Origin of the sequence: Streptomyces sp. NPDC102274, assembly GCF_044766385.1 — a bacterium.
Classification (GTDB): Bacteria; Actinomycetota; Actinomycetes; order Streptomycetales; family Streptomycetaceae; genus Streptomyces.
The window spans coordinates 30,365-46,459 of sequence record NZ_JBIWLW010000048.1; the positions used below are offsets into that span (position 1 = coordinate 30,365).

A 16,095-nucleotide genomic window follows, 5' to 3' on the forward strand; every position below is an offset into this window, starting at 1 on the left:
CCCCGGATGCAGGAGCCACGGGCTTGCTCAACGATACGACGTTGCTGCTCGACCTCGATGGGGTGTCCGTCGCACGGGTTGAGCGGCTGGCTGACGGAGGGCGCAGAGTTCACCTGGTCACGGCCGACGAGGCAGCTAGGGCCTGCCCGGCCTGCGGGGTGTTCGCCACCCGGGTGAAGGGCTCGGCGGTGACCGGGCCGCGCGAACTCCCTTACGGTGAGAGCGGATTGGAGTTCCGCTGGCACAAGCGCCGCTGGTGGTGCCGCGAGGCCGGCTGCCCTCGCCGGTCCTTCACCGAGCAGATCCCGCAGATCCCGGCCGGTGCCAGGCTGACCGCCCGGCTGCGGGGTGCGGCCGGGCGCCGCATACGGGATGCCGGCTCCACGGTCATCCAGGCCGCGCGGGATCTGCGTCTGTCCTGGCCGACCGTGATGGAAGCCTTCCGCACGCAGGCCCGCGACGTCATCGAGGCACCTCTGCCGCAGGTCGCAGTCCTGGGCATCGACGAGACTCGGCGTGGACGGCCCCGCTGGGAACGGGATGCGGATACCGGCAAGTGGCGCCTGACCCGGGACCGGTGGCACACCGGGTTCGTCGACGCCCTCGGCCACGGCGGGCTGCTCGGACAGGTCGAGGGCCGCACCGTCGCCGACGTCCTGGCCTGGCTCGCCACCACCGACCTGGACTGGAGAAAGGGCATCGGCCACGTCACCATCGACATGTCGGCCACCTACCGCGCCGCGATCCGCATCGGCCTGCCGCACGCCACCGTCGTGGTCGACCACTTCCACGTGGTCCAGCTCGCCAACAAAATGCTGTCCATAGTCAGGCGCCGCACCACCGCCGAGACCCGCGGCCGGCGCGGACGGGCGAGCGACCCGGAGTGGAAGGCCAGACGGCGGCTCCTGCGCAACCGCGAGGACCTCACCGACGATCAGTTCGCCACGATGTGGAACACGCTCCTGAGCGAGGGGAAGGTCGGGCAGACGCTGCTGACGGCCTGGATAGCAAAGGAGAACCTGCGCACCCTCCTCGCCCTGGCCCGCACCGGAGCCGACCGCCACCAAGTCGGCAACGCCCGCTGGAAGTTCCTCACCTGGTGCGCGGACTCCGACATCCCCGAAGTCCGCCAGCTCGCCACCACCGTCGACCGCTGGTGGCCCGAGACCGCCGCGTTCATCGACACCGGACACAGCAACGCCAAGAGCGAAGGGATCAACCGCGTGATCAAGCTCGTCGCCCGCAACGCGTTCGGCTTCCGCAACGCCGACAACCGGCGGCTGCGGACACGCTGCGTCACCACCCGCCGAGCCCGCGGACACCTCCGCACCGCTCAACTTTGAAGACCCGCCAAGGCTTTCAGCGTCTACGGCGCCATCGCCGGCTCCGGAAGCGCGATCGGTCTCTTGCTGGGTGGTGCGCTCACCGAGTATCAGGACTGGCGGTGGACTCTCTACATCAACACCGTCTTTGCTGTAGTCGCGTTCATCTCCGGAGCCGTACTGCTCCGCAGTACGGCGCGCGACCGTAGTGCAGCCCTCGACATCCCTGGCACTGAGCTATTGACAGCAACGAGCGGTGACACTCTGTGAGGTTGTAACTGAGCGCGGCGGTTGGCCACTCTGGCGCCTTTCAGGCGTTCGGTGGCAGCGGTCAAGAAGTTGGGCAGGTGGAGACGTCGGTCTCGCCCTGAAGCGATCAGTTACGGCGCTGGGCGGACGTTCTTCTCACGTCCCGGCGAGGGTGGCTCGCAGTTCGTCGGTCACCGTGTGCAGGCAGCTGCCGAAACTCGCATGCCCTTTGCCCTCGATCCAGTGCTGGAAGGCGTTCTGGAAGACCATCGTGGCGAGCTGCGCGACCAATTCGGCTGTCTCGGCCTTCACCTGACGTTGCTTCAGAGCACCGCGGATCGCCTCGGTGATCGCGACCGCCTTGGTCCGTTCGCGCTCCTGCAGCTCCGGGCTGGCGTCGATCACCGCCCGGCGCTCCGTCGCGCCGTCCACTTGCTCGACGAGTTGGGCACCGACTCGCGTCAGGGCGTCGAGGACAGCAGCGAGCGGAGCCGCGTCCGGGTCTGCCGCCAGGACCGCCTTCGCAAGTGCCGGGGGCAGGCGTTCCGAGCCGGCGAACAGGACCTCGCGCTTGTCCGGGAAGTAGCGGAAGTAGGAGCGCCGGGTGAGTCCGGCCCGCTCGGCGATATGGGTCACCGTCACGTTGTCGTAGCCGCGCTCCAAGTAAAGCTCCAGAGCCGCCCGCTTCAGGCGCTCCTCGGCACCCGGATCCCACCTCGCCATAGGCCGACGATAACAGGTGATGTCCCACTGTGCCATCAGTGCTAGCCTGCAATCACGACACACTGTGTCATCACTGGGGGGCACCCGTCCCCGGTGCGGCCCGGAGCAGGCAGGGTGACGTTCACATGACCGAGACCAGCGAGACCGACGGAACGACAGGCGAGAGCAGGACGAACGACGAGGTATGGATAGTCGGGGCCACCGGCCGTATCGGCCGAGGCGTGACCGCGCGACTGGCCGCGCGGGGCCTGAAGGTCGTGCCGGTCGGACGCAGCCGGGAGCGGATGCTCGCCGCCGGGACCGAAGCCGGTCTGCCCGGGGACGCGAAGGTCGTCGTCGCCGACTCGGCTGAGCGGATCGCGGACGAGATCGTCCGGGAGCGCCCGCGGGTGGTGGTGAACACGATGGGCGCCTTCGCCGCCACAGCGCCGGTGATCGCCCGTGCCTGCATGCCCCGGCGGCCACTACGTCGACCAGGCCAACGACGTGGTCGCCGTGGACCGGCTGCTCGCCCTGCACGACGAAGCGGTGCGGGCGGGCAGCACCCTGGTCACCGGCGCCGGATTCGGCGTGCTGGCGACGGAGGCGGTGGTAGCGAAGCTGTGCGAAGGCCGGCCCACGCCGCACCGGGTGCGGGTCGACGCCGTGGCCTCGGTGGCCGTCGAGGCGGGCGCGCTCGGTGCCGCCTTGGCGGCCAGCATCGTGGACGTGCTCACCACCGGCGGACGGCGGTACGAGAACGGGCGGCTGGTGACGTCGCGCCTCGGCGCGGACCCGCAGCAGCTCATCTTCCCGGACGGTGAGTCGGCGACGTCGGCAGGTGCCGCGTCTGGCGAGCTCGTCGCGGCGCATGCGGTGAGCGGAGCACCGTTCGTCACCGCTACCTCCGCTCTCGTGCCGACCGCTCCGCTGATACGCGCCCTGCTCGCGCTGCTCGGCCGCCTGCTGTCCGTTCCGGCGCTGCGACGCCTCGCCGTCGACCGGCTCGGCCGGGCCCCGGTGAAGGCCGCACCCCGTCCGCGCAAGCACTCCTGGGGGCACGCCGTCGTCGAGTGGGCGGACGGCACCCGGCACGAGGGATGGCTCCGCGCCGGCGACGGCATGGACTTCACGGCCGACGTCACCGCCACCGTCACCGAACTGCTGGCCCGCGGCGTCGGCAGGCCCGGAGCCTGGACGCCGGCAGCCGCCCTCGGGACCGACCTGGCGACAACCGCAGGCGGCACCTTCGTACTGGACTGAAGAGCGCCGATACCCGCCGCCCAGCGGCTGCCGGGGCCTCGGCGAGTGCGCGGGCCTTGACCGGGCCGATGCCCTGGCGACGGCGGGTCTGGTGGTCTGACAGGGCCTGCCGACCACCGCCCAAGTGACATCCGCCGACGGGTACTGATCCACGCCGCGGCCGACGGCGTCGGGTATCTGCTGTCCGGATCGCCACACGGCGCGCGACGCCCGGGCGATCGGGACCGCACGCGCCGGACAAGCCGGACAAGCACGCCTGTCTAGCGAGATGTGCGCCGTTCCAGCAAGGTGATCCAGGACGGCGTGTACGTGGTCCTGGACCGGCTGGGCGCCGATTGCAGTCCCCGCTCGCTCACCCTCTTGCCGCCAGATGGGATCGACATCGAGGCGAGCGGACGCAGCCGCTGGTCGATGCCGCTGCGGCTGACTGTGATGCTCAGCCTGGCAAACCAGGGTGCTCAGTCACAGAGGTAGCCGCGTCTGCCGGATCAGCACCCCGGCCCCGGATAAGAGCAAAGCCCCTGGTAGGCACAGGTCTGCCAAGATCCTGTCCGAGAACCAGAGGCTTCGCGTGACCACCGGTATCACCTATACAGCCGTGCTCGACTTCAGCCGCGAGACCGTCTTGTACCTCGCCCGGCTGATGGAGGCCGAGCGGCGGGCACGGGGAACCCGGCGCGCAACGCGGCGCCTGGGGCCGTTCCGGCAGGCCGTGCTCGTGCTGCGCTGGCTGCTGGACAACACCCGCATCGCGCAACTCGCCGCCGACAACGGCATCTCGGGCCGGACCTGCCACCGCTACGTCCTGGAGGGGATCGCCGTACTCAAGGCCCAGGCCCCGACGCTGGAGCAGGCCATCGAGCGCGCGAAAGCGGCCGGCCACACGCACGTAATGCTCGACGGCACCCTCATCGACACCGACCGCTGCCGTGTACCCGGCCCCAGCGTCGGAGTGGACCTGTGGTGGTCCGGAAAGCACAAGCGCCACGGCGGCAACATCCAGGTTCTCTCCGCCCCGGACGGCTTCCCGCTGTGGACCTCCCCGGTCCGCCCCGGCCGCGAACACGACATGACCTGCGCCCGCACGCGCGGCCTGCTCACCGCCCTGGACGCCACAGCGGCCGACGGCCTGGTCCCGATCGCCGACACCGGCTACGAGGCGCACCGTCCTCCTTCCGCCTGCCCCACAAGAAGCCCACCGGCGGCGAACTCACCCCCCACACAGCGGCAGTTCAACAAGGCCATCGGCGCCATCCGCGCCCTGGCCGAGAAGGCCAACGCCGACCTGAAGACCCGCTTCAAGGCGCTGCGGCACGTCAGCCTGTCCCCGCAGCGCATCGGCGACATCACCGCAGCAGCCCTCGCGATCTTCCACTTCGAGAAGGGCCGCACCGCCTGATGATCACCCAGAGCGACGAACTGTTACTGTCAACAGCTCGCTGTTCTGGTCTCGGCCGGCCTGTTCGGCATCGTCTACGGATTCGCCAACGCTGAATCCCACGACTGGGACTCTCCAGCCACTTGGGGTTTCCTCGCCGCCGGCGCTCTCCTGCTGGTTGCTTTCGCCTGGTCTCAGACCAAGGCAGCGCACCCTCTGCTGCCACTGCGCGTGCTGGCCGACCGCAACCGCGGGGCCTCCTTCGCCTCAATCCTGTATCGGCCTCGTTTGGATGACTACCCTTGACTTGACCAGTACTTATGCCGCTCACGTCATGCCCCAAACCACGGTGACCGGTTTTGGCATGGGCTTGATCTGGGCTCCTGTGATGAGTTTGGCCATCACGGGCGTCAAGGCCGGCGACGCCGGTGTCGCTTCCGCGGCAGTCAACACCGGTCAACAGGTCGGAGGTTCCATTGGCACGGCGCTACTCACCACTTTCGCCTCCAACGCGGCCACCTCCTATATCTCTGACGAGAACCCCGCGGATCCCGGTGTCCTCGCCCGGGCCTCACTGGATGGCTACTCCACCGCATACTGGTGGTCGGCCGGCTTCTTCGCCCTGGGGCTCATTGTCAGTGTCCTGCTCTACCGACGGGGCGTACCCGACCCGGACGACAGCACCGCCGTATCCGTCCATATGTAGCCGGGCTCCATCTGCGGCGCGACAGGAGCGGTTTCGTTCCTGTCGCGCTCGTCCCGGCTCACTTTATTCCCCCATGCGTGAGCGGGGTTCCCGGAAGACGCCTGAAACCTGGGTTGTTCACACTGGTCTTTCGCGGTTCACGCGCGTTTATCCTCTGCGGGCGCGGTCATGATGGAGCGCGTGAAAACGCAGGAAGGTTCCGAACTCGGAGACGCACAACCGGTGACAACCGGCAGGTCACCCCGATCCGGTTCCCGCGTTTATCCTCGATTCGTCAGCGAGGTTTGGTCGCTGAGCTGCTCGGCTGTTTGCCCGTAATGTCCTCTGGCTGTTCGAGGTGGGCCGTCGCGTGACGCTGCGGGTGCGCCGGGTTCCACTGCCCGGAGTAGTGCTGTCTTCTCCTTCCTGGTCTTTGTCGGGGCAGGGTCCGGGCGTCAGGTGACGGCCGGGAGAGCGGTCAGTCGCTGCCGGCAGGTGGTGAAGGCGGTAGCCCAGGGCCAGGTCGTCTCAATGCGTAGGAAGCGGCGGCGGGCGTGGTCGGCGAGGCGGGCGGGCAGGTGGTAGAGCTTGAAGCGCGTGGTGTCCGGCTCGGCGTCAGCCAGGTCGTCGATGTCGTGCAGGGTCAGCAGCCGCAGCCAGGCGTCGAGATCGGCGGCGATGTTCGCGGCAAGCATCCAGCCTCGGTTGACCTCCCACAAGGCGGACGGGAGATTGTCCAGGTTGGTGCGGACCCAGTCTTCCACCCCGGCGTGCGAGCGGTGGAGCACGTCGAGGAAGTGGGCCTGGCGTGAGCCGGCGCTGCCCCACATGTGGTGGATGTTGGTCGCGGTGATGCTGTAGCGCCAGCCGGTCTGCTTCTCGAAGTCGGTCAGCTCCTTCAGGTGCCGCCGGGTGGGCCTGACGCGGCGCGCGATCAGCCGCATCACCTCTGGCCAGCCCTCTCGGGTGTTCACTCCGGTCAGCTCCGCGACGAAGTAGCCCTCCTGGAGGCTGCCGTCCTGGTGCACGGACGTCTCCCAAGCAGATTCGGCCAGGCGGGCGATGGCCCGCTCGTCGTCCTGGGTGATCGTCCAGCCGACGGTGTGGCGGACCGTACGCCGGGCGGTGTTCAACGCTTCGAGGTGGTCCAGCAGCCCGTGCGTGGCCCCGGTACCGTCCACGCGGATGAGGAACTTCGCGGCTGAGGAGCCGGGTATCTGCGCGAACGCGTCGGTGAGCACGGTGATGTGGTCGTTCACCGTGTTGGCTCCGGCGTTGCCCGGTCGCAGGAGCATGGCCAGGGCCTCGCTGGTGTTCGCGCACCACGCGGCCAGGGGGTGAAAACCGAACGTCTTCTTGAACGTGACGGCTGCCCCGGTCTTCTTCGACGCGGAGGTGATGATGGTGGCGTCCAGGTCGATGACGATCCAGCCGGTCAGTCGTTTGCCCGCCACGACCAGCCACGGGAAGCCACCCGGCCGCAGATGCAGCAGGCTCCACACGTGCCGGCGCACCCGCGCCCGCATCTTCGCGATCTTCGCGAGGGTCGCCTCATCGAGTGCCGCCAGCGTGCGGCGGGCTGTGGAGTCAGAAGCGCCAGACTCGAACAGCGGCCGGTGATGTAACTGGAGTTGCTCGGCCTCCGACAGGTTCTCGGCTCCCAGCATGATCGCGACCGCCAGGTGAACCAGCACGGCCGCACGATCCCGCCAGCCGGTCACCGTGCTGGACGGCAGCACCTTCGCCAACGCGTCCGTCAGCCCCGTCCGGTCCGCGCACCTGCGCAGCAGCACCGCCCCGGTATGGCCGATCAGCCTCTTCCCATCAGCCACCACCGACAGCCGACGGTCCCACCCTGTACGCTCAACCACCAGAAAGTGCCCTGACTTCTGCAACGGCCATGACTTAGATACTCACATCCTTGCAGGTCAACGGCATCTTTCTGCTATCAGGGCCTCATGCAGCCCAACGCTGCTGAATAGCCAGGGTTATTGTCACGCACATCGGTCCGCAAAGGCGTGTTCGAGCTGGAGGCCCGGTCGCCGCAGCCATCTGTGCCAAGGTGGGCATCTGTGCCGAAGTGGGACCAGGCACTGCTGCCCGACCCCACCCCGACCGGGCTGCCCCGGCGGCAACTCGACCACCTCCCCGAGGTTTTGTCGGGCGGCGACGTCAAGCGTGGCCGCCCGACCCGGCTCCGGAGAGCCTCGGGGGCGCTCCTTATCCTCCCGGCGTGGCGTTGCGGGCGAGCCATTCGTCGTAGGTCTCGCTGCCCCGGGCCCCTGGTCCGGTCGGGAGTTGTCCGTCGCCCGCCATGGCGTCGCCGGCCGCGCCGGGGAACTTCACCGGCAGTACCAGCCGCCGTTGGTGCTCGGCTCGCAGTAGTTTGCCCACCATGTCGACGAGCTGCTCGACGCGTGGTCCGGCGAGTTCCGGTGCCATGCCCTGTGGTGGGGCGAGGGCGAGTGCGACGAGGTGCTGGGCCACTTCACGGGCCGCGATCGGCTGGGTACGCATCCGGGGAACGACCGCGATGGGGCCCGGGGTCCGGTCGAGGGTCTGCCGGGCGAATTCGTGGAACTGGGTGGCGCGCAGCACCGTCCAGGGCACCGGCCCGCCCTTCAGCAGTTCCTCCTGGCGCAGTTTCCCCTGGTAGTAGCCATGACCGACCCGGTCGATACCGACGATCGACAGCAGCACGTAATGCTCTGCCCCGGCCCGCGCACCGGCGTCCAGCAGGTTACCGGTGACGGCCTGGAAGAATGAGGTGGCCTTCCGGGCACTCACGGTCGTCACATTGCTCACGTCGACGACGGCTTCCACGCCGGCCATGGCCGCTTCGAGTCCCTTGCCCGAGACCAGGTCCACACCGCGTGATCTGGCCAGCACCACCGGCTCGTGCCCCGCCGCCGACAGTTCCTCCACCACATGGCGTCCGACGAGACCGGTCCCGCCCGCCACCGCCACCCGCGTCATCGTGCGTCCTCCCGCTCGTTGTTGCGCCGTTCGGGCGACAGCGGCCGGGGGAGGGGCATCAGAAGGAGCACCGACACCACCACCAGCGCGGACAGGAAGACGACGTTGAGCACCTGGTCCACCGTCTCGTACATGTCGAGATGCTGCATGTGGTAGATGAAGTGCAGCACGTTGAAGACCAGCCACACCGCGCCTGTCGTCTGCACGAACCGGTTGTTCCGTACGTAGCGCATGGTGATGATCGCCAGCACTGCCAGCGCGAGGAACATGGCCCCGTCGTCCTTGGCGAGATGCTCGTTGTAGGGCCCGAGCTGAGGCAGCCAGCTCCGCCCGAAGCCGGGGAAATTCGCGTACCAGCCGGCCGGCGAGAAGTACGCCCAGAGACCTGTGTACAGCCCGGCCACGGCCAGCAGGCCGAGGATGGCGTACCGGATTTTTGTGTTCATACCCCTATGACGAGACAGCCCCCGCGAATGTGAGACGAGCTGTCACGTGCAGCTGAAAACCGCAGTTGAGCAGCTGAAAGGGTTGCCCAGGCCCGGCTACCGACGACCCGACCTGATGTCCATCCCCACGATTGGCCCCGGGCTTGCTGACGTGAGCGACTCCTGGCCGGTCGGCTGCCGGTGGAGCGGCCCTGAGCGGGCTGGTGCATCCGTGGGGAGCGGGGTAGGCCGGCGGACCCACCGAAGCGACCTCACATCTGGCACCGGTCCGTCGTCATATGTACATGAGCAATGCGGAAAGCGTCGGAGCGTATGTCGCTGTCACGGAGGGCAGCTCTGCTGTCCGGCGGGCACCGGCACGTGTGGCACGGAGGCAAGCAAGTAGACTCCTTGGCACCGGAATCACCCCAAGAGGATATGAGGTGGGAGAGGGTCGTAGACGGAGGGAGGTCTGCCGTGAACATTAATTCAGGCCCGGAACACAATGCCTCGCTCGGCGCCGCGGCACACGAGCGGCGCATTCTTCTGAATGTTGCCTTTCGAATGCTTGGCTCGTCGTACGACGCAGAAGACGTGGTGCAGGATACGTACGTGCGCTGGTATTCCCTCTCAGAGGCGGAGCAGGGGGAGATCAGGTCACCAATAGCGTGGCTGGTTCGCGTAGCCAGCAGAATCTGCCTCGACCGTCTCGCGTCGGCGAGAGTGAGAAGAGAGCGGTACATAGGCGAGTGGCTTCCCGAACCGATCCCGAGTTGGGGCTGGCACAGCGCGAGCAGTTGGAGCCAGGCTGACGATCCGGCCGACATGATTACGCTGGACGAATCCGTCACCATGGGAGTACTCGTCGTACTCGAATCGGTAACCCCTGCTGAACGTGTTGCCTTCGTTCTCCATGACGTCTTCGGTTTCCCCTTCCGTGAAATCGCGGAGACAGTGGGACGGACCACAGAGGCTTGTCGGCAACTTGCGGCCTCTGCCCGACGGCGCATCAGGATCGCACAGGCTCCTAGGGGCAGCATCGGCCAACACCGAAGCGTCATGTTCGCTTTCAAGGACGCCTGTGAATCCGGTGATACCGACAGCCTCGTGAAATTGCTGGATCCGGACGCTGCCGTGCATGCGGACGGAGGCGGAAAGGTTCGTACGGCTCTCAGGCCGGTGGTCGGCGCGGACAAGATCGCACGGCTTTTCCTGGGAGTCATGCGGAAAGAGCCACGTATGTCCTTCAGTGTGGCGGACGTCAATGGGCGCCCCGGACTTGTCGGTCGTCTCGACGGCGTGACGTTCGCTGTTATCGCACCGGAGGTCAGAGACGGTTTTATCAGTCATCTATGGCTGATGATGAACCCCGAAAAACTGCATGCTTGGCGTGAAAGAGACTCTGTATGAGCGGCACGCTGAGACCTTGTTGACGGGTACGAAAATGGGCCGGTTGTGAAGCGCGGAGCTTCATCGGCAACAGGGCGATGTCTAAGAACGGCGGAGCAGGTTCGGTTTCTTGGTACTGTCATACGACGCACAGGCGGGCACGCTGTTCGAGACGCCGGGTGCCGCCGCCCCTACGGTCCCCGCTCTCTCTCCGGCGGTGAGGGCGCCTTCGACGTGGCCGGCGTGATCGGTCGCCGTCTCGGTCGACGCCCAGTGCAGTCGACCGTCCAGGGCAGGCCGCTGGTAGAGGGGGTGGCCGAAGAGCGAGTAGTCGGCAAGGCGCTGCACAGTGGACGGGGACGTCCACGACTCCGCGCTCCAGTTCTGCACGTGCAGCACGTCGGGGGTAGCGGCGGCAGGCCCGAAGAGCTGCGCGAGCTGGGCGGTGACGGCCTCGGCGAAGCCCGGGCGGACAGCCCGTGCGTGCGCGAATCCGAAGAGTGCGGCCGGCCGGCCGTCGGGCCCTGACATGTCGTGGATCTCCTGCAGCGGCAATGTGTCGCGGGGGAGAGCGGCGGCGAGGGCGGTGGCGATGGTCTGGGATCCTCCTGCGAAGCGGTGGGAGGGGGCGTCGATCAGGTTGCCGGCGAGTCGGCGTATGCCGGTGGTCTCCTGCAGAAGGGTGTCGCCGGCAAGGTGCTGGCCGAAGGTCTCGATGCCGGTGCGTGCCGCCAGTGCCCGTACACGCTCCTCACCGTCCCAGAACCAGGTGGCACCAAGATCGAGGGCTCGCTGAGGGTGCGATGTGGGGGCCGAGAGCAGGCGTCCGCCGATACGGTCGCGGGCCTCCAGGGTGACCGTGTCACGGCCGGCTGTGTGCAGAGCCGTGGCCGCGGCCAGTCCGGAGGCACCGGCGCCGACCACGATCACATCGTGACTGTCCCGGTGGGACATGTGTGGCTTCCTTTCTGATCAGGCCCCCACTGCCGTTCGGCGGGTGGTGTTTCGGCGGCCGGTGGAGAGCAGGGCTGGTGACCGCCCCGCACCGGGGCAGCGGAGCGGGGCGGCCACAGGGGGTTCGGTCACCCGCCGCCGGCGGTGTCCAGGACGATGCGGAAGCGGGAAGCCCCGGAGCGGAGCCGGCTGACGGCGTCGCCGGCTTTCTCCAGCGGCACGCGCTCGACCACGGGCCGTACGCCCGTGATGACAGCGAACCGCATCGCCTCTTCGGTCTCGCGCGCGCTGCCGGTCAGGTGTCCGGTGACGGTGTGGCCGTTCATGACCAGCCGCGCGGCCGGTACCGTCACGCGTCCCGCGTCGACACCGACGAGGGTGAGCCGCCCGTGCACGTTCAGGCCGGTGAGCAGCTCGTCCACCGGGGCGGTGGAGGAGGCGGTGTAGACGATGAGGTCGGCGCCACCGAGTTCCTTCAGGGCGGCTCCGGGCGCCTGGGCGACGCTGTCGATGTAGTGCCGGGCGCCGAGACCGCGGGCCGGTTTCTCGCGGTCGCTGCCCCGGGCGATGGCGATGGTCTCGTATCCGAGCGCGGCCGCGAACTGGACGGCGGAGTGCCCCAGGCCGCCGCCGCCGAACTATGGCTGGAACCGGGCATGGGGCACGCCGAGAACGCCGCCGACGACGCGCTCCTGGCCCGTCTCGGGGAGTGGCTGACGGAGGCGCGAGGGCCGTCGGCCGATCCCGAACACGGCGACCCGTCCGCCCACGCGAAGACCGGCCCTGCGGACGGCGTTGAAGGTCGTCACGCCCCCGCGCAGCCGAGCGGGGCCGCGTCGACCAGGTCGAGCTCGTCGGGGATGCGCGCGAGCGCGTCGGCGGGCACCGTGATGCTCTGGGCCCACCCACCGGGGTAGGAGAGGCCAGGAACCTTGCGCTCGGGACAGTGGACGACGTCGCCCGCCCGGCAGAACGCGCAGTGCCCGCAGCTGCCGCCGAACCATCCGACGGCCGCCCGGTCCCCGACCGACCAGCCCTGGACCTGGTCGCCCAGCTCGGCGATGACCCCGGCGATCTCGTGCCCGGGGACGACCGGGAAAACGGTGTCGGCGCCAGTGGCCGCGGCCCCTCCGATGTCGGCGTTGCACATACCGCTCGCCGTGACGGACACACGGACCCACACCCACATGCCCGTCGGCGATGCCGTCTGCGCGACCAAGGGGCTCAGGGAGCCCAGGGGCCGGGTCACGACCATGGCCACGGCAGTGTCTGACATGGTGCCTTTCCCTTCCGATCGCGACGATGCCCATAGCTGCTGGTTATGCTGGATCAGCAGGAGTCCCACCGTAGGCAGAGGAAAACGCGCCTGGTAGGGGACATCGGTGAATGCAGTGATAAGGCATGGCTATGATCGATCGACTGAATCCCGAGGCACTCCGGTACGCGCAGGCTGTCGCCGAGACCAAGTCGTTCAGCGCCGCCGCGCGCGCTTACGGTGTCACCCAGCCCGCCCTGTCCAACGGGATCGCCAAGCTGGAGGAGCGCCTCGGCGACAAGCTGTTCGACCGGTCGCCGCGCGGCGTGACCCAGACCGCTTTCGGCGTCCGGATCCTGCCGCTGATCGAGCGCGCCCTGGCCGCGCTCGACGCCGTCGGGGCAGAAGCCAGGCGGCTGACCGAACCGGGCGAGCAGAAGATCCGTATGGGCGTCTCGCCCCTGATCGGCTCGCACCTGGTTGCCCGGGCGTTCAGCATGGTCTGCGACCTGCCCGTGCCCCGCGACCTCGTGCTGCGCGAGGCGAACATGCAGGATCTGCGCGAATGTCTGCTGGCGGGCCGGCTCGACATCATCCTGATCCCGGCCGTGGCCGCGATGCCGCGCTTCGAGCACCGCGTCATCGACGTCGAGCCGGTCGTCGTCGTCAGCCCCGATTCCGTAGAGGCGGCTCCGCTCGAACTCGAAGAGGCCGGCAAGGAGTGCTTCATTCTCGTGCCGGACACCTGCGGCCTGACCACGTTCACCACGCAGCTCTTCCGGGCCAACGAGATGCCCCTCCACACCTATCCGGGGGAGGCCGCCAGCTACCGGGTCCTGGAGGACTGGACGAAACTGGGCCTGGGCTCGGCCATGGTCCCCCGCTCGAAGCTCACCTCGCCCGGCGTGCCTCACCGGCCGCTGGTGAATGAGGGGCGTGAGGTTCAGATCTCCTTCGAAGCGGTGTGGAGTGCCGACTCCCCGCTCGGAGCGGACCTGCTCCGCCTGGCGGACAGCCTCGCAACCGCCCGCTGAGGGCCGTCCCGTAGCCATACGCGCTGCTTATAGCCTGATTCAACGGGATCCTCTACCGGACCCCACAGGGGATGGCTAACTTTGCAGGCACATTGCGGTACCCACCGCTCCGCTCATTACCTGCCGATCGAGTGAGGCATAACCATGGCGTATCTTCAGATCGCGCTGCAGGTGGACCCGGCCCATCGCGTCGCGGCCGCGGGTGTGTACGAGAGGCACAAACAGCCGTTCCTGGACACCGACTCGGCCGCCACCAGCGAGGAACTCCTCGTCCGCGAGGACGTCCAGGTCCTCCACGGCTTTCAGACCGTGGCCGACGCGAAGGCGTACCTGGCGAGCGACCTGTTCACCCGCGATGCGGTCGGTGGCCTGTCCTCGATGTCGAAGGCGGCACCTGAGGTACGCGTCCACGGCACGGTCCGACCCTTCGCGAAGCTCACGGTCCGGGCAGCGCTCAGTCGTGCCACTGCGCGGCCGGCCACGTCTTGACCTGGGCAGCCGCGCGGCCAACGTCCGCGTGTTCGGCACGGATTGACCCATCCGAGTCCCTGTGACGGCCGCCCGCCGGCTGATGGGCATCGCCTTCGCCGTCGGGTTTCCCCGGGGTGCACGTCGGCGCCACCCACGCATCGAGGAGGCCGAGCACGGGCAGCTGCTGCCCGGCTTCAAGCTCGCCATGCTCACGATCACCGCACTGGCGCCGCTGGGAGTCGTGATCACCCTGCCGCGCTTGGCGAAGACCGCCCGCACTTGACTCGGGGCGCTGATCCCTTTCCATCCTCCGACACCGACAGGTGGAGTCATGCAGGAACTCCCAGCGTTGCTTCGCGAGTACGACCGTGCCCGCGCCTACACCGACGAGCTGTGGAAGGACCTCGGCCCGGACGAGGTGACCTGGCGCCCGCATGAGAATTCCAGTGCCATCGGCTGGCATCTCGGCCACCAGGCCCACGTCGCCCACTTCATGATCCGCAACCTGACCGCGGCCGAGCCCAGCCCCGACCCGGAACTGGACGGCGTCATGGACTCCGCGAATCCGGAGAAGTTCCGGGGCGCGCTGCCGACCGTCGAACGGCTGGCGGTGTTCCGCGACACCGTCGCCGAGCGGGTCCACGTTCGCATCGGTGACATCACAGTCGGCAAGGTCGGCGCCCCCACCCAACTGACCGTCGTCGCGAACCATCTGCTCACCGCGCTCATCAACCACGAGTACCAGCACGACCAGTGGATCAGCGAGGTCCGTACCGAGAACCTCGGACACTCGCTCCCGCCCGACCCCGAGTCGGACTGGCTCAGCCGGATCGACGGCTACCTCGTCTGCAACCCCTACGTCTGACGACCGCACCGGACGCGCCCTTTCCCATCCGGGAATCCCGTCCGAAACAGGAGAACCACATGTCCAGTACCACCACCCTCGACTTCACCGGCCAGAAGGTCATCGTCATCGGCGGGACCAGCGGCATGGGCTACGCCGTCGCCCGCCACGTCCTCGACGGCGGCGGCACCGCCGTCGTCACCGGCCGCAGGCAGGCGGGCTCCGACGAGGCGGCGGCCGCCCTGTCCACCCACGGCAAGGCTGTAGGCCTGGCGGCCGACCTCGCCGATCCCGTGGCCGTCGACCGCCTGCGCGCCGTCCTCACCGAGGAGCACGCCGACGCCACTCTTCTCGTCAATGCGGCCGGTGTGTTCGCTCCGAAGGCCTTCCTGGAGCACGCGTCCGAGGACTACGACCGCTACCAGGCCATCAACCGGGCCTTCTTCTTCCTCACCCAGACCGTCGTCGGCAACATGATCGCCCGCGGTGCGAAGGGATCTGTCGTCAACATCGGCTCCATGTGGGCGCACCAGGCCATCGCGGCGACGCCCTCGTCGGCGTACTCGATGGCCAAGGCAGGACTGCACTCACTGACCCAGCACCTCGGGATGGAACTCGCCGCGCACGGCATCCGCGTCAACGCGATCGCCCCCGCCGTCGTGCGTACCCCGATCTACGAGGAGTTCATTCCCCGGTCGGACCTCGACTCCACGCTCGACGGCTTCAACACCTTCCACCCGCTCGGCCGGACCGGCACCCCCGACGACGTGGCCGCCACCGTCGCGTTCCTGCTGTCGAACCAGACGGACTGGGTCACCGGCGCCGTCTGGAACGTCGACGGCGGCGTCATGGCCGGACGCAACTGATCTGTCCCACCCCGCCTTGTCAAGGGTCCCCGGGCAGCGACACCCGGGGACCGCGACCTCAGTGGGTCCGACCGACACCACCCATCCACGGAATCGTGAATGCGGCCGCTCCTCCGGACCGGGAGCCTTGCGTCGTGGCCGTACGGGTTCCGCAGGTTCCCGGTGTGGACTTACCGGGTGCGGGTGCGGGTGCGGGTGATGGACTTGTGCTCGACGTAGCCGGTGAGGCCGACCTTGCCGTACTCACGGCCGATCCCGCTGGCCTTGTAGCCGCCGAAGGGG

General features: G+C 68.3%; 17 protein-coding genes and 4 pseudogenes. 13 read left to right on the plus strand and 8 right to left on the minus strand.

Translation table 11 applies throughout. From position 1 onward, the window contains the following. The first annotated feature begins 23 nt into the window (after window positions 1–23). Both ACIRQP_RS37785 and ACIRQP_RS37790 read left to right on the plus strand, forming a co-directional pair. Window positions 24–1,343 carry an ISL3 family transposase gene (locus tag ACIRQP_RS37785; protein ID WP_403899055.1) on the plus strand — a complete coding sequence of 440 codons (1,320 nt, stop codon included), beginning with the start codon at window positions 24–26 and terminating at the stop codon, window positions 1,341–1,343. A gap of 6 nt (window positions 1,344–1,349) precedes the next feature. Continuing rightward, window positions 1,350–1,571 (plus strand): annotated as a pseudogene (locus ACIRQP_RS37790) (MFS transporter); the annotation flags it as partial. A gap of 156 nt (window positions 1,572–1,727) precedes the next feature. Here ACIRQP_RS37790 and ACIRQP_RS37795 read toward each other — a convergent pair. Then, a complete protein-coding gene (locus ACIRQP_RS37795) occupies window positions 1,728–2,294 on the minus strand; it encodes a TetR/AcrR family transcriptional regulator (RefSeq protein ID WP_403899058.1) in 567 nt (188 codons plus the stop codon). Window positions 2,295–2,419: 125 nt separating this feature from the next. Here ACIRQP_RS37795 and ACIRQP_RS37800 point away from each other — a divergent pair. The 4 genes and pseudogenes from ACIRQP_RS37800 to ACIRQP_RS37815 form a co-directional block, all read left to right on the plus strand. Then, window positions 2,420–2,686: pseudogene (locus tag ACIRQP_RS37800) on the plus strand (hypothetical protein); the annotation flags it as partial. A 49-nt stretch (window positions 2,687–2,735) separates the two neighbouring features. Next, the gene (locus tag ACIRQP_RS37805) at window positions 2,736–3,536 is read left to right on the plus strand and encodes a hypothetical protein (protein WP_403899107.1); all 801 of its coding nucleotides are present in this window, start codon (window positions 2,736–2,738) and stop codon (window positions 3,534–3,536) included. Between the two features lie 544 nt (window positions 3,537–4,080). Continuing rightward, window positions 4,081–4,935, plus strand: a complete 855-nt coding sequence (locus ACIRQP_RS37810) for a transposase family protein (protein ID WP_403899099.1) — start codon at window positions 4,081–4,083, stop codon at window positions 4,933–4,935. Between the two features lie 42 nt (window positions 4,936–4,977). Next, a pseudogene (locus tag ACIRQP_RS37815) lies at window positions 4,978–5,620 on the plus strand (MFS transporter); the annotation flags it as partial. 434 nt (window positions 5,621–6,054) lie between these two features. Here ACIRQP_RS37815 and ACIRQP_RS37820 read toward each other — a convergent pair. The 3 genes from ACIRQP_RS37820 to ACIRQP_RS37830 all read right to left on the minus strand — a co-directional run bounded on the left by ACIRQP_RS37820 (window position 6,055) and on the right by ACIRQP_RS37830 (window position 9,021). Further along, window positions 6,055–7,470 (minus strand): IS1380 family transposase, encoded by a 1,416-nt coding sequence (locus ACIRQP_RS37820; RefSeq protein ID WP_403899061.1) that lies wholly within the window; start codon window positions 7,468–7,470, stop codon window positions 6,055–6,057. A 349-nt stretch (window positions 7,471–7,819) separates the two neighbouring features. Further along, window positions 7,820–8,575, minus strand: coding sequence for an SDR family oxidoreductase (locus tag ACIRQP_RS37825; protein ID WP_403899064.1), 756 nt, complete (start codon window positions 8,573–8,575; stop codon window positions 7,820–7,822). Then, the gene (locus tag ACIRQP_RS37830) at window positions 8,572–9,021 is read right to left on the minus strand and encodes a hypothetical protein (RefSeq protein ID WP_403899067.1); all 450 of its coding nucleotides are present in this window, start codon (window positions 9,019–9,021) and stop codon (window positions 8,572–8,574) included. The genes ACIRQP_RS37825 and ACIRQP_RS37830 overlap by 4 nt, the downstream gene beginning before the upstream one ends. Before the next feature lie 456 nt (window positions 9,022–9,477). Between ACIRQP_RS37830 and sigJ the strand changes: the two genes are divergently transcribed. Next, window positions 9,478–10,410 carry an RNA polymerase sigma factor SigJ gene (gene sigJ, locus ACIRQP_RS37835; protein WP_403899070.1) on the plus strand — a complete coding sequence of 311 codons (933 nt, stop codon included), beginning with the start codon at window positions 9,478–9,480 and terminating at the stop codon, window positions 10,408–10,410. A gap of 81 nt (window positions 10,411–10,491) precedes the next feature. Here the strand turns inward: sigJ and ACIRQP_RS37840 are convergent, their stop codons facing one another. Together ACIRQP_RS37840 and ACIRQP_RS37845 are read right to left on the minus strand one after the other, a co-directional pair. After that, complete coding sequence (locus ACIRQP_RS37840) at window positions 10,492–11,343, minus strand: FAD-dependent oxidoreductase (RefSeq protein ID WP_403899073.1); 852 nt, start codon at window positions 11,341–11,343, stop codon at window positions 10,492–10,494. 128 nt (window positions 11,344–11,471) lie between these two features. After that, window positions 11,472–11,966, minus strand: a complete 495-nt coding sequence (locus ACIRQP_RS37845; RefSeq protein ID WP_403899101.1) for a zinc-binding dehydrogenase — start codon at window positions 11,964–11,966, stop codon at window positions 11,472–11,474. Between ACIRQP_RS37845 and ACIRQP_RS37850 the strand changes: the two are divergent. Next, a pseudogene (locus ACIRQP_RS37850) lies at window positions 11,967–12,068 on the plus strand (alpha/beta hydrolase); the annotation flags it as partial. Between the two features lie 80 nt (window positions 12,069–12,148). On the opposite strand, the gene ACIRQP_RS37855 reads toward ACIRQP_RS37850, so the two are convergent. Continuing rightward, window positions 12,149–12,619, minus strand: a complete 471-nt coding sequence (locus ACIRQP_RS37855; protein ID WP_403899076.1) for an alcohol dehydrogenase catalytic domain-containing protein — start codon at window positions 12,617–12,619, stop codon at window positions 12,149–12,151. A gap of 131 nt (window positions 12,620–12,750) precedes the next feature. Here ACIRQP_RS37855 and ACIRQP_RS37860 point away from each other — a divergent pair, with 131 nt between their 5' ends. The 5 genes from ACIRQP_RS37860 (at window position 12,751) to ACIRQP_RS37880 (ending at window position 15,813) form a co-directional block, all read left to right on the plus strand. After that, window positions 12,751–13,632: a LysR family transcriptional regulator gene (locus ACIRQP_RS37860; protein WP_403899079.1), complete on the plus strand. Its 882-nt coding sequence runs from the start codon at window positions 12,751–12,753 to the stop codon at window positions 13,630–13,632. A gap of 144 nt (window positions 13,633–13,776) precedes the next feature. Then, complete coding sequence (locus ACIRQP_RS37865; RefSeq protein ID WP_403899082.1) at window positions 13,777–14,121, plus strand: hypothetical protein; 345 nt, start codon at window positions 13,777–13,779, stop codon at window positions 14,119–14,121. A gap of 61 nt (window positions 14,122–14,182) precedes the next feature. After that, window positions 14,183–14,386, plus strand: a complete 204-nt coding sequence (locus ACIRQP_RS37870; protein ID WP_403899084.1) for a hypothetical protein — start codon at window positions 14,183–14,185, stop codon at window positions 14,384–14,386. Between the two features lie 48 nt (window positions 14,387–14,434). Further along, complete coding sequence (locus tag ACIRQP_RS37875; RefSeq protein WP_403899086.1) at window positions 14,435–14,968, plus strand: DinB family protein; 534 nt, start codon at window positions 14,435–14,437, stop codon at window positions 14,966–14,968. A gap of 59 nt (window positions 14,969–15,027) precedes the next feature. After that, window positions 15,028–15,813 (plus strand): SDR family NAD(P)-dependent oxidoreductase, encoded by a 786-nt coding sequence (locus ACIRQP_RS37880; protein ID WP_403899088.1) that lies wholly within the window; start codon window positions 15,028–15,030, stop codon window positions 15,811–15,813. 170 nt (window positions 15,814–15,983) lie between these two features. On the opposite strand, the gene ACIRQP_RS37885 is transcribed toward ACIRQP_RS37880, so the two are convergent. Next, the coding region (locus ACIRQP_RS37885; RefSeq protein WP_403899104.1) for an aldehyde dehydrogenase family protein at window positions 15,984–16,095 on the minus strand (112 nt) is incomplete at its 5' end.